Origin of the sequence: Sulfurimicrobium lacus, from assembly GCF_011764585.1 — a bacterium.
GTDB lineage: Bacteria > Pseudomonadota > Gammaproteobacteria > Burkholderiales > Sulfuricellaceae > Sulfurimicrobium > Sulfurimicrobium lacus.
The window spans coordinates 1013305-1035268 of sequence record NZ_AP022853.1 but is presented as its reverse complement, the minus strand read 5'-3'; the positions used below and the strand labels follow the sequence as shown (position 1 = coordinate 1035268).

Below are 21964 nucleotides of genomic sequence, written 5' to 3'. Positions count from 1 at the left end.
TCCCTTTCGTCAGAAGGTGAAATGTGAAGCCACTCGGCTATGCCTTAGTTGTGAAAAGTGAAAGGTAAAATTATCCACTGCGCACCCTTCACTTTTCACTCTTCACTCTTCACTCCCTAGTAAACCCTTGCCTTGGGCTGGAACGCCTCCACCGTGAGCGGCTTGAGGCGCACCGGCTTGTAGTCGAGGCGGTGGCCGTCGGCAAGGTAGAGCGTGTGCTTCATCCACGCCTTGTCGTCGCGCGCCGGGTAGTCGTCGCGGGCATGCGCGCCGCGGCTTTCCTGGCGCGCCGCGGCGGACACCATGGTGGCCAGCGCCACCGCCATGAGGTTTTCCAGTTCCAGCGCCTCGATGCGCCCGGTGTTGTAGACCTTGCTGTGGTCGCGCAGCACCACGTCGGGGAGCCTGGCGGCGATTTCCATCATCTTTTTCACGCCTTCCTGCAGCACTTCCTCCGTGCGGAACACGCCGCAATGCTGCTGCATGGTCTTGCGCATTTCCTCGCGCAGTTCCGGCACGGTGATGCCGTCGCCCTTGCGTTCCCAGCGCGCCAGGCGCGCCATGATCTGCGCCAGTGCTTCAGCGGGAACGGCGCGGGGAAAGGGGTTTTCGCGACAGTACGCGATCACGTCGTTGCCGGCGGCGCGGCCGAACACGATCAGGTCGAGCAGCGAGTTGGAGCCCAGGCGGTTGGCGCCGTGCACCGAGACGCAGGCGCACTCGCCGATGGCGTACAGGCCCGGCACGGCTTCTTCCGGCCCGGTACCGGTCGGCATCACCACCTGCCCCTGCAGGTTGGTGGGGATGCCGCCCATCATGTAATGCACCGTGGGCACCACCGGGATGGGATCGACAGCGGGGTCGACATGGGCGAATTTCAGCGCCAGTTCGCGGATGCCGGGCAGGCGCTGCTGGATCACGTCGGGGCCGAGGTGGTCGAGCTTGAGCAGCACGTGGTCGCCGTTCTTGCCGCAACCGCGCCCCTCGAAAATCTCCACCGCCATGGCGCGCGACACCACGTCGCGGCTGGCCAGGTCCTTGGCGTTGGGCGCGTAGCGTTCCATGAAGCGCTCGCCGTTCTTGTTCACCAGGTAGCCGCCCTCGCCGCGCACGCCCTCGGTGATCAGCACCCCGGCGCCGTAAACCCCGGTGGGGTGGAACTGCCAGAACTCCATGTCCTCGAGCGGAATGCCGGCCCTGAGCGCCATGCCCAGCCCGTCGCCGGTGTTGATCAGGGCGTTGGTGGTGGCGGAGAAGATGCGCCCTGCCCCGCCGGTGGCAAGGATGGTGGCGCGCGCCTCGATGAAAATCGGTTCGCCGGATTCGATCCCCAGCGCCACCACGCCCAGCGCGTAACCATGCGGGTCCATGACCAGGTCGACGGCGAAATATTCCTCGAAGAAGTGCGTCCTGGCCGCGATGTTGCGCTGGTACAGCGTGTGCAGCATGGCATGGCCGGTGCGGTCCGCCACGGCGCAGGTGCGCACCGCCGGCGCGCCGCCATAATCCTGCGTCATGCCGCCGAACGGGCGCTGGTAGATCTTGCCGTTCTCCAGCCGGTCGAACGGCATGCCGTAGTGCTCCAGCTCGATCACCGCCTCGTTGGCCTGACGGCACATGAACTCGATGGCATCCTGGTCGCCGAGGTAGTCCGAGCCCTTGACGGTGTCGTACATGTGCCAGTGCCAGTTGTCGTCGCTCACGTTGCCGAGGCTGGCGGCGATGCCGCCCTGGGCGGACACGGTGTGGGAGCGGGTGGGAAACACCTTGGACACCACCGCCACCTTGAGGTCGGCATGGGCCAGCTGCAAGGCTGCCCGCAGGCCGGCGCCACCGCCGCCGACGATCACTGCATCGAAAGTCCGTTTGGCAATCGTCATCACACGCTCCACAAAATCTGCGCCGCCCAGAAGGCGTAGGCCGCCAGGGCCAGGATCACCGCCACGTGCAGCGTGAGGCGGATGACGGTGGGGTGGACATAGTCCATGAAAATGTCGCGCATCCCCACCCAGGCGTGGATGAACACGCTGAACAGGAACACCAGGCTGGCGAGACGCATCGGCTGACCATGGAACAGCCCCTGCCAGGATTCGAATGATAGCGGCTGGGTCAGGAAGAAGCCGATCAGGAACAGGCTATAGAGCGCCATCACCACGGCGGTGACGCGCTGCACCAGCCAGTCCTTGAGGCCGTAATGAGCGCCGCTGACGATGCGCTTTACCATAGCCATACCCCGAACAGCAGCGTGGCGACTATGCTGACCGCCAGCACCAGCTTGGAACTGAAGCGCGCCTGGGGCAGGTCCACCCCGATATCCAGATCCAGGGCAAGGTAACGCAAGCCCATGCAGAAGTGGTGCAGGTAGCCCCATACGGTGCCGATCAGCAGCAACTTCACCAGCGGCAGCCGCAACCATTCGTGCACCGTGGCGAACCCCTGTTCCGATGCGAGGCTGAGCTGCAGCGCGTAAAGCAGCGGCGGCAGCACCAGGAACAACAACGCCCCGCTGGCGCGGTGCATGATGGACACCACCCCCGGCAACGGCAACCTGATCTTGAACAGGTTGAGGTAAACCGGGCGTTTACCGGGTATATCCATTAACAGCCACCTCCTGATTACCCCTCCCCCTTCAAGGGGGAGGTTGGGAGGGGGATGGGTTAGCAACGAAAGCGCCCCATCCCCACCCTGGCCCTCCCCTTGAAGCACCCGGCCAAAGCACCCGAGTACAAGGGGAGGGAATATGTCTATGCGCCAGATGCGCGCGCGGCAGCTGCCACGGCAGGCGGGATGCGCTCGATCAGGCGTGGATCGAAGGGCTTGGGCAGGATGTAGTCCTTGCCGAAGGACATCGACTTGGCATTGTAGGCCTTGAGCACTTCCAGCGGCACCGCTTCCTTGGCCAGGTCGGCCAGCGCCCGCACGGCGGCGATCATCATGTCCTGGGTGATGGACTTGGCGCGCGCATCCAGCGCACCGCGGAAGATGTAGGGAAAGCCCAGCACATTGTTCACCTGGTTGGGAAAATCCGAACGTCCGGTGGCCATGATCAGGTCGCTGCGCGCGGCGTGGGCGTCGGCGGGCAGGATTTCGGGGTCGGGGTTGGCCATGGCGAACACGATGGGCTTGGGCGCCATGCGCTTGAGATCGTCCCCGGTCACTAGGTTGGCGCCGGACACGCCGATAAACACGTCCGCGTCCTGCATCGCCTCCGCCAGGGTGCGCAGCGGCGTTTCCTTGGCGAATTCCTGCTTGTGGGCGTTGAGGTCGGTACGGCCGCTGTGGATCACGCCCTTGGAGTCCACCAGGGTCATGTTTTCCTTCTTCGCGCCCATGGCGATGAGCAGGCGCATGCCCGCCAGCCCGGCGGCACCGGCGCCGAGACACACCAGTTTGGCCTTGGCCAGCGTCTTGCCCTGCAGCTCCAGCGCGTTGAGCAGGCCGGCGCAGATGATGATGGCGGTGCCGTGCTGGTCATCGTGGAACACCGGGATGTCCAGCCGTTCCTTGAGCGCCTTCTCGATTTCGAAGCAATGGGGCGCGGCGATGTCTTCCAGGTTGATGCCGCCGAAGGTGGGGGCTATGTTCACCACGGTCTCGATGAAGGACTCGACGCTGGGCGCATTGACTTCGATGTCGAACACGTCGACGTTGGCGAAGCGCTTGAACAACACCGCCTTGCCTTCCATCACCGGCTTGGACGCGAGCGGCCCGAGATTGCCCAGGCCGAGGATCGCCGTGCCGTCGGTGATCACCGCCACCAGGTTGCCCTTGTTGGTGTAGCGGTAGGCGTTTTCCGCGTCGGCGTGGATCTCGCGCACCGGCGCGGCAACGCCGGGGGTATAGGCGAGCGACAGTTCCGCCGCCGTGGCGCACGGCTTGGAAGACTCCACCGAGAGTTTGCCCGGCCGGGGAAACTCGTGATAATCGAGGGCGTTTTGTTTCAGGTTGTCCATGCTGATCCTAGTTCAGTTCGTCGAAATGATAGTGTCGCGCGGTGTTGACGTAGCTCATGCGCCATTCCACCGGCTGGTTCTTGTAAGTGAACGCCACCCGCTCGATGGCCAGCAGCGGCGCGCCGACCGCCACGCCGAGCAAGGGCGCGACGACGGCATCCGCCAGCGTGGCGCGGATGCGCTCGTGAGCTGCGATGATGCGTATCTGGTACTGGGCTTCGTAAAGCGAATACAGGGTTCCCTTGTGCGCGTTGACGTGGTCCTCGATCATCGCGATCGACACCCCCTTCAACAGCGCCGCCGGCAGGCGAATGTCGTCGTACACCACCGGCGCGCCGGAAAACGTCAATACCCGGCGCAGGATCGCCAGCGCGCTGCCGGGCGAGACGCCCAGCCGACTTGCCACCTGCGCGTCGGCCTTGCCGCGGCTGAATACAATGAACTCGCTGTGCGGGTATTCCTGCTCGCCGCTCAGGCTCATCAGGCGCAGAAAGCGGTAAGCGGTGCCGTCGTCGGCGTGGGTGGCGACGAAGGTCCCCTTGCCCTGACGCCGCACCAGGATGTTGTCCATCACCAGTTCGTCAAGCGCCTTGCGCACCGTGCCCTGGCTCACCTGGTAACGGCGCGCCAGCTCCATCTCGCTGGGAATCGCGGCACCCGGCTGCCACTCGCCATCCGACAGCGCGCGCAGGATCAATTGCTTGATTTGCTCATAGAGCGGCAGGAAGCTGGGGGTGGCGGTTTCTTTTCGCATATGGCGAAAATTTATAACAGAAAACCACCCGCGAGTCCATAAGTCTTATATAAGACACATGGGTCTCGTTTCGGCCTGGCGGCACGGTTGGCGATGCTCTCGCTTCAAGCGTAACGCGTTTGCCTTTCGCGCCGCCCTTCCGTGGCGATCAGCTTGGCCAGCTCGTTCATTTCTTCCGCCAGGATTTGCACCAGGTCGTCCAGGGTCACGATGCCGACGAGTCCCCCCCGGGCATCCACTACCGGGATGCGGCGCACCCCTTTGGCCCGCATGTAGCGAATGGTCTCGAATACCCCTTCGTTCTCCCGCACCGTCGCGAGTTCCAGGCCCATGATGTCGCCTGCTGTCAGCACCGATGCGTCCAGCTCCATGCAAACGATTTCCAGCACCACGTCGCGGTCGGTGACGATCCCCACCGGCACCCGCTTGCCGCCGTCCTCGTCGACCACCACCAGATCCCCGACGTGATGCTGGCGCATCAGGCGGGCGGCTTCCAGCACGGTAGTTTCCCGCTGCGCGAAGACCACTTCACGATTGCAAATTTCACCTATGGCCATGATGACAATCCTCCCCGAGTTGCGATTCGAACAATAGCGATGCACAAACGTTTTAATTCATTTAGGACTTCAGAAACCCGAAAAGCAATGGGTTGTTGCTGGTATATCAGCATATGCTGCCCATGTATTAGACGTCTCGCTAAGGCGCGCCCGTTGGCTTATCATCTTTATACACCGACGTGAGGAGACGAAGCCATGATCAAGAACCCTCGTACTCGACGAACCCTGTCGCTAATCCTCCTGATACTGGGCGGCCTGATGCTCTTCCTGGCACCGCCGAACGAGTGGGCCGGCGCGGTGCTGGTAGCGCTGGCGATCGCGCTCGAAATTATCGGCGCAGTGCTCGGTCGCCGCAAATAAGCGGAGCGCGGTTTACCCGTGAGCGCCATGACTGTGGTGGCGCATCTCGCCGCGCCGCCGCATCAACCCCTCGCGCACCAGCGCCGATTCGAAATCGGCGAAGCCGTCTGCCGTCATGCCGCGTTCGGCCCATAGGCGCTGCAGCTGAAGCAGGGCTTCGCGCTCGTCGCCCATGCCATTCGGCAGATAACCCAAGGCCTGGGCCGCCATGAGCGCGAGGGGCGCAAGCGGGGGATCGGCTTTCTCCCATTTGCCGCGCATTTCGCGCAGGAAAATCTCGCTCGTTACCCGGCCGATGCCTTTGCCCAGCGCCATGATGCGCCGCTCCAGGTCAGCGGCGTCCGCTGCCGCGGCATGAAGGGCAGCGAGGCTGCCGCCATAGCCGTCGAGCAGTGCCCGGCTGACGTCGAGCAGCTTGGTTGCGGTCTTATAGTCGTAGCGCACGTAGCCTCCACGGTCGAGAATGGCGACCAGCCTGTCCCACCCGGCTTCGACCAGCTGCTGCGGCAGCAGCACGCCGTCCCGCTTGAACTCGCGCCAGGTTCGGGTGGCGACGCTTTCCGGGATGCGCGCGCCGTAAAGTTCGGCGGCGAGAAACCACTGGTGCACGGCATCCGGGCTCAAGCCGGCAAGGTCGATGCCGAGCATGGCCGCGTAACCGCCGCCCCTTTCCGCGACCAAAGCCAGAGGGTCGGGCGTGCGGCCATCCGCGTTTGCGGCATGCTCCATGACGCGCCCCGGGCGAAGTGCGTCAATGCGTCCAGTGGACGCGCAGCAGGCTTTCCTCGGGGTTGTAGTGAAACTCCAGTTCGCCCTGATAGGCGTGGTGCACGGCCTCGCCGATGCCCCGGGCAAGGTGGATGTCGGTCGTCGTCACCAGCGTCTCGCCGTCGCGCTCTTCCACCGCCATGATGCGCTGCAGCGGGTGTTCCGCGCGCTCGCGCTGCTCGTGGTGGTGCACCAGATGCATGATCTCTTCGCGGTGGGCCTGGAAAAACGGCCCGGCCAGATAGAGGAATCCGGCGGGATACTGGTCGTGCATGCGATGGCAGGCGGGACAGGTTTCCTGGTGCGCGCCGGCCGGCGCCGTGCCCCACTGCCAGCGGCCGTCGTGAAAATACGCGCCGCACTGCGGGCAGACGGTGGGGTCGTGCAGCTTCCCCTTGCTCTTATAGGCGTCATGTACCTGCTCCTGCAACAGGCGATCGTGGCGAACAGGATGAAAACCGGGGGGGATCGATCTCGTACTCATGGCACACCTCCATTTGCAGTATGGCGAAAGATTCAAGCTCAGCGGCAACCGGGGTAAGTCGGGCCTGAGCTTACTGTTGCCTGACTATATCGACTGAGATCTCCACCGCCGGCGTCGTTCCACTATTCTCAAGCCAGTGCGTGGTGTTCTTATCCTCGGGCCAGCCCACTCCCGGCCCATACTCCTTAGCCACCCCATTTCGATGGTCAGTGATCGATCCTTGCAGTATGTAGACCATTCCCGGCCTGTCTTTATGGTCGTGAATCGGGCCGAAGACCCCTCCAGGTTCGATAGTCACCATTCGCATTCGAAGTTGGCGCCCTGCCATGCCCTCGATTTCAGGGCCAAGGTCAAGCGCTGCTAGTAACTTCACCGTAACACCTTTCGTCTCAGGTGCCGCCTGCTCGTTTCTCATCGAGGTCTCCTCTGTACGTTCTGGCCGCCTAACTTGATGATGTCAGGCTTTTGCATGCCGGTATATACGGAATAACCCCTATCCCTCGTCAAGGGCAAAGGAGGTGTTTACACGCTAGTTGCTGTCATTTTCAGGTGCGGCGCTACATTCGAGTTCCTGCGCAAGCAGCTTACGGAATTCTTCCAGCCGGACGTGAAAATCGTCCGCCTCGCCATAATCCAGGAAATAGGCATAGCGCCGATGGGCGCTGAGTATTTTGCGCGCGTGCTTGATCGGGCAGAAATACTGCTCGGTGCGGGCCGTCACCTCGCGTGCGTAGGCCAGCACCCCGGTGGCGTATGAGCAATAGAGGCAGTGGAATTTCTCGATGACGTTGAGGTATGCCAGGTGCTGATGGTCGAACACGATGTAGTCGGCGCGCCGCGCCCTGGCGATGCCGTAAACCGGGAAACAAGTCAGCTGGTAAAAGGAGACGAACAGATCGATCGAGGCCAGTGGAACAGCCATGCCGTAGATGATCGGGGCGGTGAGGTAGTTCTGCGGACGGACAGTCAGAAACCAGGCGAACAAGCCGCGCTTCAGCTTGACATGTGCATCCTTGACGACGTGTTCGAACTCGACGCGCTTGCCCTCGATCTGGTAGCGCAGACGCCCTTCCTGTTCCTGCAACGAGGTGCGCAACTCGTCTTCGAGGACGGTGATCTGGCTGAGTATGTGGCGGATTTTGTCGTTCATGGATCATTGTAACAGCCAGCCGGCGAGGCACGGCGAATGCGAACCGTAACGCGGCGCAAGTACGTGTTTTTACCTATATCCATCGCCAAAACATGGGAATAGCATTTATTTCAGACTTTTAACCTCATTTGAACCTTCATAGGGCGTGGTGAAAACATGTACAAGCGTATCCTGGTTGCAGTTGACGGAAGCCTAACATCGAATCTCGCGCTGGACGAGGCGATCAAGATTGCCAAGGAGTCCGGTGGGGAGTTGCACCTGGTGCATGTGCTCAACACGATCACACTCAATACCGAAGGTGATTTTTATTCCCTTCCGGAATGGTTGAACGCCATACGGCGAAGTGCGGAAAGCGTATTGCATAATGCAACTGATCGCGCAAAGCAGGCAGGGGTGAGCTGCCAGGGAAAACTGCTTGAAATCGACACCATCGGTTACCGGATTCCGGAAATGATCGCCGAAGAGGCCAAGACCTGGTCTGCGGACGTCATCGTCATCGGCACCCACGGGCGCCACGGCATGCACCGCCTGCTGATGGGCAGCGTGGCCGAGGGCGTGGTGCGCACCGCAGCCGTGCCGGTATTGCTGATACGCGGGAATAACGCCGGCGCGTGATCGCCGATTGGTCGGCCGGCGAAAACCTACAGGCCGGCCATGCAGACGTACTTGATCTCCAGATATTCGTCGATACCGTGGTGCGAGCCCTCGCGCCCCAGGCCGGATTGCTTGACGCCGCCAAACGGCGCCACCTCGTTCGAAATCAGGCCGGTGTTGACGCCCACCATGCCGTATTCCAGCGCTTCGGCGACACGCCAGATTCTGCCGATGTCGCGGCTATAGAAATACGAGGCCAGGCCGAACTCGGTGCGGTTGGCCAGTTCGACCACTTCGTCGTCGCTCTTGAAGCGGAACAGCGGCGCCACCGGGCCGAAGGTTTCCTCGCGGAAGATCATCGACTCCGGGCTGACGTCGGCCAGCACGGTCGGCTCGAAAAAAGTCCCGCCCAGCGCGTGACGCTTGCCGCCGACAACGAGTTTCGCCCCCTTGGCGACGGCGTCCGCCACGTGGCTTTCCACCTTGGCCAGCGCCGCCTCGTCGATCAGCGGCCCCTGCGTCACCCCCTCGCCGAAGCCGTCGCCCACCTGCAAGGTCGCGACCCTGGCCGCCAGCTTTTGCGCAAAGGCGTCGAACACGCCGTCCTGCACGAACAGGCGGTTGGCGCACACGCAGGTCTGTCCGGCGTTGCGGTATTTGCTGGCGATGGCGCCCTCCACGGCGGCGTCGAGATCGGCGTCGTCGAACACGATGAAGGGCGCGTTGCCGCCCAGTTCGAGCGACAGTTTCTTGACGGTGTCGGCGCTCTGGCGCATCAGGATGCGCCCCGTTGCAGTGGAGCCGGTGAACGACAGCTTGGCGACCACCGGGCTCGCGCACAGCACGTCGCCGATTTCCCGCGCGTCACCGGTAACGACCTGGAACACGCCGCCCGGAATGCCGGCCTCCTCGGCCAGCACCGCCAGCGCGAGGGCCGACAGCGGCGTCTGCCCGGCGGGCTTGACGATCATGGCGCAGCCGGCCGCCAGCGCGGGGCCGACCTTGCGCGTAATCATGGCGTTGGGGAAATTCCACGGCGTAATCGCCGCCGTGACGCCGATCGGCTGCTTCAGCACCATCAGGCGACGGTCGCCGAGCGGCGCGGGGATGACCTCGCCGTAAACCCGCTTGGCCTCCTCGGCAAACCACTCGATGAAGCTGGCGCCATAGGCGATTTCGCCGCGCGCTTCGCCCAGCGGCTTGCCCTGCTCTGCGGTGAGCAGGCGCGCCAGGTCTTCCTGGTGCTGCATGATCAGCGCAAACCAGCGCTTGAGCGTTGCCGAGCGCGCCTTGGCGGTGAGCGCCCGCCACTCTTTATGCGCCACGGCGGCAGCGTTGATGGCACGCTCCGTTTCAGCGCGCCCCATGCGCGGCACTTCGGCGATGAGGTCCCCATTTGCGGGATTGGTCACGGCGATTTTCGCCCCCGAATCGGCGCCAACCCATTCTCCGGCCAGCCAGGCCGTGCTCTGCCTGAGGAGCGCCGGGTAACTCAGCTGAAGCGACATGAAACCTCCTGCGGCGTTATTTTTCGCCAAGAGACGACGGGAGAGGATGCTCGGCGACGTGATGGGTCTGCGCCGCGGCATGGTGATGGAGCAGCATATGCTCGGGTTCTTCGGGCAACGGATTGCCTATCCTGTTGGGCAACAGCGAGCCTGCCACCATGCCGGCGGCGCTGGCGATGAGCCCGGCGAGCTGGGCCGGCACGAAGGGATCATCTGGACCGAACACCAGCAGCGGCAGCCACACCGCCAGGCCGCAGAAGATCGACAGCAGCGCGCCCTGGTTGGTGGCGCGCTTCCAGTAGATGCCGGCCAGCAGCGGAATGAACGCCGTCACCAGGGTGACCTGGTAGGCGCTCTCCACCATCTTGAAAATGCTCGCTTTCGAATGCGTGGCGTAGAGGGTGACCAGCACGGTGAAAACCACGGTCACGATACGCATGGAGAGCAGCAGCCGGCGATCGGACATTTTTCCCATCATCGGCTTGAGGATGTTTTCGGTGAAGGAAACCGACGGCGCCAGCAAGGTCGCCGAGGCGCAGCTCTTGATCGCAGAGAGCAGCGCGCCGAAGAACAGCACCTGCGCGACAAGCGGCGCCTTGTCGAGCACCAGCCGGGGCAGAATGAGTTGCGAATCGGTGTTGATGAGCCCGGCCACCATCGCCGGGTCGAGCAGGGTCGCCGAGTAGGCCAGGAACATCGGCACGAAGGCGAAACCGAAATACAGCACGCCGCCGAGCACCGAGCCCCACACCGCGATCTTCTCGGTTTTCGACGACTGCACGCGCTGGAACACGTCCTGCTGCGGGATGGAACCGAACATCATGGTGACCCACGCGGCGATGAAACCGAGCATTTCCTTGGCGTCCAGCGCCGGCCAGAATTCGAACTTGTTGGCCTGCATGGCATGGTCGACCACCACGCCCACCCCGCCCACCATGCCGCTGACCTCGTTGCCGATATACAGCATGCCGAGCACGATGATGATCATCTGGATGAAGTCGGTAACGGCCACCGCCCACATCCCGCCGAAGAAGGTATAGATCAGGATGGTGAAGGAACCGATCCACATGCCAGCGAGCTTGCTGATCTCGCCCGCCGAAACCACGTTGAACACCAGTCCCAGCGCGGTGATCTGGGCGCCGACCCAGCCCAGGTAAGACAGCACGATGGCGATGCTGGTCAGCACCTCGACGCCGCGTCCGAAGCGCTGCTTGTAGTAGTCGCCTATGGTCAGCAGGTTCATGCGGTAGAGCGGCGCAGCGAAGAACAGCCCCACCAGGATCAGGCACATGGCCGAACCGAAGGGATCGGCCACCACGCCTTTCAGGCCATCCTTGAGAAAGGTGGCGGGAATGCCGAGCACCGTCTCGGACCCGAACCAGGTGGCGAACACCGTCGCCGTGACCATGTAGAACGGCAAATGCCGGCCGGCGACGGCGAAATCCCGCGTGTTGTGGACGCGGGTGGAGACGAACAGGCCGATACTGACGGAAATGACCCAATAAGCGATGACGAACCAGAGCAGCATTGTTATCAGTCTTGCAAAAAAGTTGCTCGAACTTTAGCAGATTGATTTTCCGGCTGCCAGCGACGCCCATGAACCGCAGGCTTGCTCGTACCCAAAAAGGGCATTAACATGCCCGAAATGGGTACAAACCACATGACCGAACCACTCGAACCAAGTTCCGCAGCAGGGCGCGCCCCCGTTCCGGCGCGCACGGGGCTCGCCGATGCGCTGTTTTCGACAACGCAGCAGCGCGTGCTGGCGTTGCTGTTCGGCCAGCCGAAACGCAGCTTTTTTACCAACGAGCTGATCGGCCTGATCGGCGCCGGGTCGGGCGCTGTGCAACGCGAGCTTCGACGCCTGGTGGAAAGCGGGTTGGTGACGGTAACGCGCATCGGCAGCCAGAAACATTACCAGGCCAACCCGGCAGCGCCGATTTTCGAGGAGTTGCGCGGCATCGTGACCAAGACCCTGGGCCCTGCTGAGGTGTTGCGCGCAGCGCTGATGCCCCTCGGCGACCAGGTGCGGCTGGCGCTGGTTTACGGCTCCGTGGCAAAACGCAGTGACACGGCCCATAGCGACATCGACCTGTTGATCGTGTCCGACGTGCTGACGCTGGAGCAACTTTATTCCGCGCTGACACCGGTCGAGCAGCAACTCGGTCGCCGCGTCAGCCCGACCTTGTATAACGTAGCGGAGTTCCGCCGCCGCAGGACGGACGGCACCCCGTTTCTCGTCAAGGTACTGGGCGGCGAAACCATCCGGCTGACGGAAGATCGCGATGACCTCCTCGCTGGATAACCTCGTCCGCATCGGCAAGCTCAAGGCTGAACCTCCGGCGCAGTCCGAATTCGACGGGCTGGTCCGTTCCGGCATGGTACGCCTGCGCGACGCGGAGAATGCGGCGCTTTCCCTGGAGAGTCGCTTCGATCTCGCCTATAACGCGGCGCATGCCTTGTCGCTGGCGGCGCTGCGCTGGCATGGTTACCGTTCCGAAAACCGTTACCTGGTATTCCAGACCTTGCCCCACACGCTGGACCTCGACGCCGTGCAATGGCGTGTGCTCGATCAGGCGCACAGCAAGCGCAACCTTGCTGAATACGAAGGCGATCTGGACGTCGACGATGCGCTCGTGGCAGCGCTGCTCCGCGTTGCGCGAGCGGTTACCGAGCGCGTCGCGAAGCTCGGTCCGGTGCCACCGGAATAATCCTGGACTCGCGCAGCCCGGCCATGGCGGCTTATCCGCTCATGGCGTAAAATGCGCGTTTTTTCCTAAGCTACCCATGACCATGGTCCGTACCCGTTTCGCTCCCAGCCCCACCGGCTACCTGCACCTCGGCGGTGCCCGCACCGCGCTGTTTTCCTGGGCCTTTGCCCGGCGCCACAAGGGCACGTTCATCCTGCGCGTCGAGGACACCGACCTGGAGCGCTCCACGCCGGAAAACACCCAGGTCATCCTGGACGCCATGGCTTGGCTCGGGCTGGACTACGACGAAGGCCCGTTCTACCAGATGCAGCGCATGGACCGTTACCGCGAAGTGCTCAAGCAGCTGATCGAGGAAGGCAAGGCGTACTACTGCTACGCCAGCAAGGAAGAACTGGAAGCCATGCGCGAGGAGCAGATCGCGCGCGGCGAGAAACCGCGCTACGACCGGCGCTGGCGCGATTCCAGGGCCACGCCGCCGGCCGGCGTTTCGCCCGTGGTGCGTTTCAAGAACCCGCTCGACGGCGCGGTAGTGATCGACGACCTGGTCAAGGGTCGTATCGTGGTCAACAACTGCGAGCTGGACGACCTCATCATTGCCCGTTCGGACGGCACGCCCACCTACAATTTCTGCGTGGTGGTGGACGACTGGGACATGCAGATCACCCACGTCATTCGCGGCGACGACCACATCAACAACACCCCGCGCCAGATCAACATCCTCAAGGCGCTCGGCGCGCCCTTGCCGCAGTACGCGCATCTCTCCATGATCCTGGGCGCGGATGGAGAAAAGCTGTCCAAGCGGCATGCTTCCGTTTCCGTTCTGGACTACGAGAAGGCCGGTTTCCTGCCGGAAGCCATGCTGAACTATCTGGCGCGCCTGGGCTGGGCCAGGGGAGATGAGGAACTGTTCACCATGGCGCAGTTTGTGGAATGGTTCGATCTCGCCGGGGTATCGAAATCAGCCGCGCGTTTCGACGCCGAGAAACTGGCCTGGGTCAGCGCACACCATCTCAAGCAGGCCGATGCCAGCCGCCTGGCCGAACTGAGCAGGCCCTTCATGCTGCGCGATGGCTGCGACTGCTCGCACGGGCCGGATTTCGCCCAGGTGGTGGAACTGCTCCGCGAGCGCGTCAAGACCGTGGAAGAACTGGCCGACGCGGCGGTGTATTTCTACCGTCCGCTCGACCCGGAAACACAGGTGCTGGAACAGCACGTCACAACGGACATCCTGCCGGTTATGGCGGAACTCTCGGACCGCTTCGAAACCATCGAATGGACGCGCGAGGCGATCCACGAGGTGATGAAATCCACCGTCGCCGCGCATGGCCTCAAGTTTCCCAAGGTGGCGATGCCGCTGCGCGTGCTGGTCACGGGCGAGCCGCAAACCCCTGCTGTCGACGCCGTGCTGGCGCTGATCGGCAAACAGGAAGTCGTGGCGCGCCTGCGCCATCAGTTGGCCAAGCTCGCGAGCGGTTTTATCCCGGAATGAGTATTGGACAAGGGGGAAGCCGGTTGCGCTTTCCCCGGTTTGATGCTCAGCCGTGCCGCTTCTTCATCAGCTCGTCCAGCATCGGCAGGAAGATGATTTCCATCGCCAGCATGGCCTTGCCGGCCGGCAGGACGATGGCGTTGGGGCGCGACATGAAGGAATCCTTGATCATGCGCTGCAGGTAAGGGAAATCCACGCCCTTGGGTGAGCGGAAGCGGATCACCATGAAGCTCTCGTCGAGATTCGGCACGTCCCGGGCGATGAACGGGTTGGAGGTATCCACCACCGGCACGCGCTGGAAATTGATGTGGGTGCGCGAGAACTGCGGCGTAATGTGGTTCACGTAGTCGGGCATGCGTTCCAGGATGGAGTGCATGATCGCCTCGCGCGAATAGCCCCGTTCGCAGGCGTCGCGATTGATTTTCTGTATCCACTCCAGGTTGACGATGGGCGTGACGCCGATCAGCAGGTCCACGTGCCGGGCGATGTCGAGTTCGGGCGAGACGAACCCGCCATGCAGGCCCTGGTAGAACAGCAGATCCGTTTCCTTCGGAAAAGACTCCCAAGGCGTGAAGGTACCCGGATCCTGGTGGTATTGTGACGCGTCGGCGGTGCAGTGAAGGTATTGCCGGTGTTCCCCCGAGCCGCTTTCGCCATATTCGCGGAACGTCGCTTCCAGCTTTTCCAGCAGATTGCCTTCCGGCCCGTAGTGGGTTAGCGCATGACCACGGCTCGCGGCAAGCGCGACCGCCGCCTTCATCTCCTCGCGGTTGTATCGATGGAAACCATCCCCCTGAACCACGACCGGCTTGACCTTTTGCCGCCAGAACAGGTGCGTGAAGGCGGTCATGACCGGCTCCGCGCCTGCACCGGAAGAGCCGGTGACAGCGATGATCGGGTGTTTCTTGGACATGCAGCACCCCACAGTGGTTACAGCCGGGACCAAGGAAAACTTTCCCTGCGGGGCTGTTGATGGAACATTTTTGCACGTTTGGCGGTCAGCGGGCAAATAGGCTCGCAATCCTGTAATCTGAATCTGCCATGAAACCCGATCCGTGGTTCGCTTTATAATGAAATCCGTTGCGCATTTAAGAGGCGATCGTAAATGCAAACCCTGCTGCAAAAACCCTGGCACCATGTGCCGGGAGAGGAAGCCGCGACGCTGCTGGAGAGCGATGCCGAGCTCGGCCTGTCGCAGGCGGAAGCCTCCAGGCGCCAGGAACGGTTCGGTCCCAACAGCCTAACGCCCAAGCCCGGCCGGGGCCCGCTGCTGCGCTTCCTGCTGCAATTTCATCAGCCCCTGATCTATATTTTGCTGGCCTCCGCCGCCATCACTGCCGCCCTGCAGGAGTGGGTGGATTCCAGCGTAATTTTCGGCGTGGTGCTGGTCAACGCGGTGGTCGGCTTCATTCAGGAAAGCAAGGCGGAAAACGCCATCTCCGCCCTGACCCGGATCATCTCCACCAACTCCATGGTATGGCGCGACGGACGCAGGCTCGGCATCCCCTCTGAACAACTGGTGCCGGGAGACATGGTGCTGCTGGCGGCGGGCGACAAGGTACCGGCCGACCTGCGCCTGCTTAAAACCCGCGAACTGACGGTCGACGAGTCCATGCTGACTGGCGAATCGCTGCCGGCGACGAAACACACCGACGTATTGGACCTGGACACCCTGCTCGCCGACCGCGCCAACATGGCCTATGCCGGCGCGCTGGTCACCACCGGTCAGGGCAGCGGTATCGTGGTGGCGATCGGCGACGCCACCGAAACCGGGCGCATCTCGCGCCTGATCGCGGCAGTGGACGTCCTTTCCACCCCGCTCACGCGCAAGATCGAGCGCTTCAGCAAAATTCTGCTCTATGCCATCCTCGGCCTGGCGGCATTTACCGTCGCGCTCGGCCTGGCGCGCGGCGAAACCGCATTCGACATGTTCATGGCGGCGGTAGCGCTGGCGGTGGGGGCGATCCCGGAAGGGCTGCCGGCGGCGGTCACCGTCACCCTGGCCATCGGCGTATCGCGCATGGCCCGCCGCCGCGCCATCATCCGCAAGTTGCCAGCGGTGGAAACCCTGGGCAGCACCACCGTGATCTGTTCCGACAAGACCGGCACCCTGACCCAGAACCAGATGACGGTGCAGCGGATTTTCGCCGGTGGAGAAGCGTTTGCGGTCAGCGGCGTGGGCTACGCGCCGCACGGGGAAATCACGCGCGACGGCACGCCTGCCGAGATTGTGGGCGCGTTGCGCGAATGCCTGCTGGCCGGCCTGTTGTGCAACGATGCCAGCCTGGAGCACAAGCAAGGCGCCTGGCAGGTCGGCGGCGACCCTACCGAGGGCGCCTTGATCGTGGCGGCGCTGAAAGCCGGGCTGAATGCGCAGGAAGAACATGCCCGGCGCATGCGCCGCGACGCCGTGCCGTTCGAAGCGCGCCACCAGTACATGGCGACGCTGCACAGCGACGGCACGATCTACCTCAAGGGGGCAGTGGAAAAAGTGCTGGAACGCTGCGTTGCCATGCTCGGCCCGCAAGGTCAGATCATTCCGCTCGACACCGGCGCGATCGAGCTCAGCGCCGTCGGCATGGCCGAACAGGGGCTGCGCGTGCTGGCTCTGGCCTACAAAACACCGGAGGGGTTGCAGGACATGCTGGGACACGAGCACCTCGCCGAAAACATGGTATTCCTCGGCCTGCAGGGCATGATCGACCCGCCTCGCCCCGAAGCGGTGAGCGCCATCAAAGCCTGTCACCGTGCCGGCATCGCCGTGAAAATGATTACCGGCGACCATGCCATCACCGCCTCTGCCATCGCCCATGCCATCGCCCTCAACGACGGCAGGCCCATCGCCGTGCTGAGCGGGCGCGAACTGGAGAACATCGGCGATGCCGAACTGATCCGGGTCGCATGCGACACCCAGGTCTTCGCCCGCGTCGAGCCGGAGCAGAAACTGCGCCTGGTGAAAGCGCTGCAGGCCGGCGGCCAGGTGGTGGCGATGACCGGCGACGGCGTCAACGACGCCCCGGCACTGAAACAGGCGGATATCGGCGTGGCGATGGGCATCACCGGCACCGAGGTGGCCAAGGAAGCCGCCGCGATGGTACTCACCGACGACAATTTCGCCTCCATCGAAGCTGCGGTGGAAGAAGGACGCGGGGTTTTCGACAACCTCACCAAATTCATCGTCTGGACCCTGCCCACCAACTTCGGCGAGGGCCTGGTCATCACCGCTGCCATCGTGCTCGGCACCGCCCTGCCCATCCTGCCGGTGCAGATTTTGTGGATCAACATGACCACGGCGGTGCTGCTGGGGCTGACCCTGGCCTTCGAACCCATCGAAAAAGGCATCATGAACCGCCCGCCGCGCCCCCCTTCCCTGCCCCTCCTCACGCCGGCCATCATGTGGCGCATCGGCATCGTCAGCGCGCTGCTCCTGGCCGGCTCTTTCGGGCTGTTCATGTGGGAGCTGAAGCATGGCCACTCGCTTGCCTATGCTCGCACCGTGGCTGCCAACGTGTTCGTGTTCGGCGAGATTTTTTACCTCTTGAACTGCCGCTCGATGAGCGAATCCATCCTCACCCTCGGCGTATTTTCCAACCTGTGGGTGGTAGGCGGGGTGAGCGCGATGATCGCGCTGCAACTGCTGTTCACCTACCTGCCGGCGATGAACCACTGGTTCGGCTCCGCACCCATCGACGGATGGGCCTGGGGGCGCATCATCGCAACGAGCGCAATGATCTACCTGACAATCGGAGTGGAAAAACGGCTGCGTAAAGCGGCAATATAAGTAGAATTGCATATCCTGTTAAGTAATTCCCTGAGGTAAACTGCGCCGATGAACCCTGATCAAGTTAAAAATGGCCGATAGCCAGACGCTCCTGATTGAAGTTTCCCGCTTGCGCGTGGGGCTGTATATCCATCTCGACCTGGGATGGATGGATCACCCTTTTTCCCTGAGCAGCTTCAAGATCACTTCCCAAGAGCAAATCGACACCATTCGTTCGCTGGGTCTCGAACGCATCCGCTATTCGCCGGACAAGAGCGATCCCGGCCTGGAGCCCTCGCCGGCAGCACCTGGCGCTGCCGCTCGCGCCGGGCACGCTGGCGCTGCCGGAAACGCTGGTGATGCCGAACACCCTGATCGCGTCGAACCGGCCGAAGCGGCTGCCGCGACCGAGGAGTCGCTGGATCTGGCGGCAAAAATCCAGCGCCGCGAGCTCCTCGCCAGCCAGCGCGCGAGCCTGCAAATCTGCGAACGGCAATTCACACAGGCGACCCAAACCTACAAGCAGGTGATGGAATCCGTCTATTCCAAGCCTGAAGTATCGCGCGAACAGTCCGAGGCCATGATCAAGGGCTTCGTGGGAGAAATTCTCGGCGAGCAGGACGCCTGCATCCGCCTGCTATCGGAAAAAGCGGGGGAAAAAACCTCGCTCCACTCGATCAACGTCACCATCATCTCCCTGCTGCTCGGCAAGGCCAGCGGCCTGGGCGAACAGGACCTGCTCGACCTCGGCATGGGCGCGCTGCTGCACGACATCGGCAAGATCGATTTGCCCGACCGGCTGCGCTGGAACGACGAGCACTTCGTGGCGGCGGAGCGGCAGATCTACCAGGAACACGTCGCCCACGGCGTCGACCTGGCGCGCAAGATGCGCTTGTCCACCGGGGCGATCCTGGCGATCGGACAGCACCACGAGTACGCCAACGGCAGCGGCTATCCGCGGCACATCAACGCGGAAAAGATGTCTGTTCCCGCACGCATCGTTTCGCTCGTCAACCATTACGACAACCTGTGCAACCCCGGCAATCCGGTGCTGGCAGTCACCCCGCACGAGGCGCTTTCGTTCATGTTCGCGCAGAAAAGGCCGCTCTTTCACTCCGCCACCATGTCGCTGTTCGTGCGCATGATGGGCGTATATCCGCCCGGCTCGGTGGTGCAGCTGACGGACGACCGCTTCGCCTTGGTGGTTTCGGTGAATTCGGCGCGTCCGCTCAAGCCGAGCGTGGTGGTGCATGACCCCCATGTGCCGCCGGACGAAGCCCTGGTCATCGACCTTGAAAACGAACTGGAAGTGGGGATACGTCGCAGCCTCAAGCCGCTGCAACTGACCAAGGCGGCATTCGACTATCTTTCGCCGCGCAAACGCATGTGCTATTTCTTCGAGCGGGCGCGCGAGACCGCCGCGGAGGGCGCCGGACAATGAAGCAGCCGAGCTGGCTGCCGCTCATCGAAGGCATGCTTGAGGCAGTTTGGCTGGTCGACCCCATCGACTTGCGCATCGTAGCTGCAAACCGCGCGGCGGAAACCCTCCTCGGCGTCGCGCCCGACTCGCTGATCGGCACCCCGGTGATCGATCTGGCGACCACGCCGGAAGACGTGTTTTTCTGGGAAGACGTCGCCGCCGGGCTGACCGACCATATCTATTCAGAAACCCTGCTGCTGCGCCGGGATGGCACGACCGTCCAGGTCGACCGGCGTGTCACCCGCGTCCAGCTCGGACAGGACGGCCCGCTCTACATCGCCTCTATACGCGACAAGTCGGAACAGCGCCGTGTGGAAAACGAGCTGGAAGAACTCATCGCCGAGTTGCGCGCCACCCTGGAATCCACTGCCGACGGGATTCTGGTGGCCAACATGGAAGGCGCGATCCGCGGCTACAACAACCGTTTTGCCGAGCTCTGGGACCTGCCGGACAACTTGCTGACGCAGCGCGACGACCAGGGCGTCTACGCCTGGATGAACCAGCACATGCTCGACTCCGAGTACTACGCGGAACGGCTCGGCATCATCAACCGCACGCCCCTGCTCGAAGCGACCGACATTCTCCTGTTGCGTTCCGGGCGCGTGCTGGAGCGGGTTACCCTGCCGCAATACGCGCGCGGCCGGCCGATAGGCCGCGTTTTCTCCTATCGCGACATCACCCAGCGCCTGGCCGACGAGAACCGGCTGCAACTTGCATCCAAGGTCTTCGAAGCCAGCCTGGACGCGATATTCGTCACCGATGCCGAATATCGCATCATCTCCGCCAACCCGAGCTGCGAACGCCTGACCGGCTATGCGCAGAAGGAAGTGTTGGGACACTCCCCGGGGGATTTCATCTACGATCTCGGCAACAACGCCTTTCCCGAGCAGATGATAGAACATCTGGGCGTGGAGGGCGTATGGGAAGGCGAAGTCTGGCACCGCTGCAAGGATGGCAAATCCAACCCCTGCCTGGTTTCGATGGTGCGCGTGCAGGACGAGAACGGCAACACGCTGCACTACATCGGCTTTTTCAAGGACCTGACCGAATCGCTTGCGGCCAAGCAAAGAATCGAAGAGTTGGCCTACAACGACACCCTCACCGGCCTGCCGAACCGCCTCATGCTGGCGGAACGGATGGAACTCGCGCTCGGTTACGCCAAGCGCGAAGGCAGCTCGTTCGCCGTATTGTTCCTCGATCTGGACCATTTCAAGCAGATCAACGACTCGCTCGGCCACATGTTCGGCGACCGCGTGCTGATCGAAGTGGCGGAGCGCCTGAAAAACTGCCTGCGCCAGGTTGACATGGCCTCCCGCCTGGGAGGCGACGAATTCGTCCTGCTGCTCACCCAGACCGATGCGCGCGGCGCAGAATCCACCGCACGACGCGTGCTGGAAGCGCTGGCCAGGCCGTTCACGCTGGACGAAATCAACTTCACGGTGACATGCAGCATCGGCATCGCGCTGTATCCGGACGACGGCGTCACCATCGACGACCTGATCAAGAACTCGGACAGCGCCATGTACCACGTCAAGGAACGGGGCCGCTCGGATTTCCGTTTCTACCAGCGCCAGATGAACATCGACCTGCTGTCGCGCATGAAGCTCGATCACGCCATGCGCCTTGCCCTGGAACACGGCGATTTCCAGCTGCATTACCAGCCGCAGGTCGACCTTGCCAGCGGCGATGTGATCGGCGTGGAAGCTCTGATCCGCTGGCACGACAAGGACCTGGGGCAGATTTCCCCGGCGCAGTTCATCCCCGTGGCCGAAGAAACCGGCGTGATCGTCGCGATCGGCAACTGGGTGCTGACGCATGCCGTACAACAGGCGGCGCTGTGGCATGCGCAAGGCCGGCAACTGGTCATGGCCGTCAACGTCTCGGCGCTGCAGTTCCAGCAGGCGAATTTCGTCGCCAGCGTGGCAGATGCTTTAAGTGCCGCCGGGTTGCCCCCGGACCGGCTGGAACTGGAACTGACCGAATCGATCCTGGTGCGCGACGCCGACGAGGCGCTCAAACGTCTCGGCGCGCTTGCCGAACTGGGGGTAAAACTGGCAATCGACGACTTCGGCACGGGCTATTCCAGCCTCAGCTACCTGAAACGCTTCCCCATACACAAGCTGAAAATCGACCGTTCCTTCATCTCGGAACTACCCGACAGCGACAGCGACACCGCGATCGTCAGAGCTATCATCAACCTGGCCCAGGCGCTCAAGCTGTGTGTCATTGCCGAAGGGGTCGAAACCGAATTGCAGCGCCATTTCCTGGTCAGCGCCGGATGCGACGAGTTCCAGGGATACCTGTGCACCCCGGCCCTGTCGCATGAAGCGCTTGAACAGTTCATGGAAAAGGGCGACAAGCAGCCGCAGACCAAACTGTTCTGAGGCCGGGGATAC

General features: G+C 62.8%; 21 protein-coding genes. 8 read left to right on the top strand and 13 right to left on the bottom strand.

Annotated elements, in window-relative coordinates:
• Nucleotides 1-116: 116 nt before the first annotated feature.
• The 6 genes from sdhA to SKTS_RS05210 form a co-directional block, all read right to left on the bottom strand.
• Nucleotides 117-1880: a succinate dehydrogenase flavoprotein subunit gene (sdhA, locus tag SKTS_RS05235; protein WP_173061328.1), complete on the bottom strand. Its 1764-nt coding sequence runs from the start codon at nt 1878-1880 to the stop codon at nt 117-119.
• On the bottom strand, nt 1880-2224 hold the full coding sequence (gene sdhD, locus SKTS_RS05230; protein ID WP_173061325.1) for a succinate dehydrogenase, hydrophobic membrane anchor protein: 345 nt from the start codon (nt 2222-2224) through the stop codon (nt 1880-1882). Before sdhD ends, sdhA begins: the two co-directional genes overlap by 1 nt.
• On the bottom strand, nt 2218-2598 hold the full coding sequence (sdhC, locus tag SKTS_RS05225; RefSeq protein ID WP_173061322.1) for a succinate dehydrogenase, cytochrome b556 subunit: 381 nt from the start codon (nt 2596-2598) through the stop codon (nt 2218-2220). The genes sdhD and sdhC overlap by 7 nt, the downstream gene beginning before the upstream one ends.
• A gap of 146 nt (nt 2599-2744) precedes the next feature.
• A complete protein-coding gene (locus SKTS_RS05220; protein ID WP_173061319.1) occupies nt 2745-3953 on the bottom strand; it encodes a malic enzyme-like NAD(P)-binding protein in 1209 nt (402 codons plus the stop codon).
• Between the two features lie 7 nt (nt 3954-3960).
• Nucleotides 3961-4707 carry a GntR family transcriptional regulator gene (locus tag SKTS_RS05215; RefSeq protein ID WP_173061316.1) on the bottom strand — a complete coding sequence of 249 codons (747 nt, stop codon included), beginning with the start codon at nt 4705-4707 and terminating at the stop codon, nt 3961-3963.
• Nucleotides 4708-4811: 104 nt separating this feature from the next.
• The gene (locus SKTS_RS05210; protein ID WP_173061313.1) at nt 4812-5264 is read right to left on the bottom strand and encodes a CBS domain-containing protein; all 453 of its coding nucleotides are present in this window, start codon (nt 5262-5264) and stop codon (nt 4812-4814) included.
• A 195-nt stretch (nt 5265-5459) separates the two neighbouring features.
• Here SKTS_RS05210 and SKTS_RS05205 point away from each other — a divergent pair, with 195 nt between their 5' ends.
• Complete coding sequence (locus tag SKTS_RS05205; protein ID WP_173061310.1) at nt 5460-5624, top strand: hypothetical protein; 165 nt, start codon at nt 5460-5462, stop codon at nt 5622-5624.
• 12 nt (nt 5625-5636) lie between these two features.
• Here SKTS_RS05205 and SKTS_RS05200 read toward each other — a convergent pair whose 3' ends face one another.
• The 4 genes from SKTS_RS05200 to SKTS_RS05185 all read right to left on the bottom strand — a co-directional run bounded on the left by SKTS_RS05200 (nt 5637) and on the right by SKTS_RS05185 (nt 8026).
• A complete protein-coding gene (locus tag SKTS_RS05200; protein WP_173061307.1) occupies nt 5637-6353 on the bottom strand; it encodes a hypothetical protein in 717 nt (238 codons plus the stop codon).
• Nucleotides 6354-6375: 22 nt separating this feature from the next.
• On the bottom strand, nt 6376-6876 hold the full coding sequence (locus SKTS_RS05195; protein ID WP_173061304.1) for a BCAM0308 family protein: 501 nt from the start codon (nt 6874-6876) through the stop codon (nt 6376-6378).
• A 70-nt stretch (nt 6877-6946) separates the two neighbouring features.
• Nucleotides 6947-7291, bottom strand: coding sequence for a cupin domain-containing protein (locus SKTS_RS05190; RefSeq protein ID WP_173061301.1), 345 nt, complete (start codon nt 7289-7291; stop codon nt 6947-6949).
• Nucleotides 7292-7405: 114 nt separating this feature from the next.
• Nucleotides 7406-8026, bottom strand: coding sequence for a hypothetical protein (locus SKTS_RS05185; RefSeq protein WP_173061298.1), 621 nt, complete (start codon nt 8024-8026; stop codon nt 7406-7408).
• A 156-nt stretch (nt 8027-8182) separates the two neighbouring features.
• Here SKTS_RS05185 and SKTS_RS05180 point away from each other — a divergent pair, with 156 nt between their 5' ends.
• The gene (locus SKTS_RS05180) at nt 8183-8641 is read left to right on the top strand and encodes a universal stress protein (RefSeq protein WP_173061295.1); all 459 of its coding nucleotides are present in this window, start codon (nt 8183-8185) and stop codon (nt 8639-8641) included.
• 26 nt (nt 8642-8667) lie between these two features.
• Here SKTS_RS05180 and SKTS_RS05175 read toward each other — a convergent pair whose 3' ends face one another.
• On the bottom strand, nt 8668-10128 hold the full coding sequence (locus tag SKTS_RS05175) for an NAD-dependent succinate-semialdehyde dehydrogenase (RefSeq protein WP_173061292.1): 1461 nt from the start codon (nt 10126-10128) through the stop codon (nt 8668-8670).
• Nucleotides 10129-10144: 16 nt separating this feature from the next.
• Nucleotides 10145-11656, bottom strand: a complete 1512-nt coding sequence (locus tag SKTS_RS05170; RefSeq protein ID WP_173061289.1) for a high affinity choline transporter 1 — start codon at nt 11654-11656, stop codon at nt 10145-10147.
• 132 nt (nt 11657-11788) lie between these two features.
• Here SKTS_RS05170 and SKTS_RS05165 point away from each other — a divergent pair, with 132 nt between their 5' ends.
• The 3 genes from SKTS_RS05165 to gltX all read left to right on the top strand — a co-directional run bounded on the left by SKTS_RS05165 (nt 11789) and on the right by gltX (nt 14328).
• A complete protein-coding gene (locus tag SKTS_RS05165) occupies nt 11789-12433 on the top strand; it encodes a transcriptional regulator (protein WP_173061286.1) in 645 nt (214 codons plus the stop codon).
• On the top strand, nt 12414-12839 hold the full coding sequence (locus SKTS_RS05160; protein ID WP_173061283.1) for a hypothetical protein: 426 nt from the start codon (nt 12414-12416) through the stop codon (nt 12837-12839). Before SKTS_RS05165 ends, SKTS_RS05160 begins: the two co-directional genes overlap by 20 nt.
• A gap of 82 nt (nt 12840-12921) precedes the next feature.
• Entirely contained in the window at nt 12922-14328 is a 1407-nt protein-coding gene (gene gltX / locus SKTS_RS05155) for a glutamate--tRNA ligase (protein WP_173068952.1), read from the top strand.
• A 46-nt stretch (nt 14329-14374) separates the two neighbouring features.
• Here the strand turns inward: gltX and SKTS_RS05150 are convergent, their stop codons facing one another.
• Complete coding sequence (locus SKTS_RS05150; RefSeq protein ID WP_173061280.1) at nt 14375-15241, bottom strand: phosphoribulokinase; 867 nt, start codon at nt 15239-15241, stop codon at nt 14375-14377.
• 192 nt (nt 15242-15433) lie between these two features.
• Here SKTS_RS05150 and SKTS_RS05145 point away from each other — a divergent pair, with 192 nt between their 5' ends.
• The 3 genes from SKTS_RS05145 (at nt 15434) to SKTS_RS05135 (ending at nt 21952) form a co-directional block, all read left to right on the top strand.
• Nucleotides 15434-18109: a cation-transporting P-type ATPase gene (locus SKTS_RS05145; RefSeq protein ID WP_173061277.1), complete on the top strand. Its 2676-nt coding sequence runs from the start codon at nt 15434-15436 to the stop codon at nt 18107-18109.
• Nucleotides 18110-18179: 70 nt separating this feature from the next.
• A complete protein-coding gene (locus SKTS_RS05140; RefSeq protein ID WP_173061274.1) occupies nt 18180-19529 on the top strand; it encodes a cyclic di-GMP phosphodiesterase in 1350 nt (449 codons plus the stop codon).
• Nucleotides 19526-21952 carry a sensor domain-containing protein gene (locus SKTS_RS05135; RefSeq protein WP_173061271.1) on the top strand — a complete coding sequence of 809 codons (2427 nt, stop codon included), beginning with the start codon at nt 19526-19528 and terminating at the stop codon, nt 21950-21952. Before SKTS_RS05140 ends, SKTS_RS05135 begins: the two co-directional genes overlap by 4 nt.
• Nucleotides 21953-21964 lie beyond the last annotated feature (12 nt).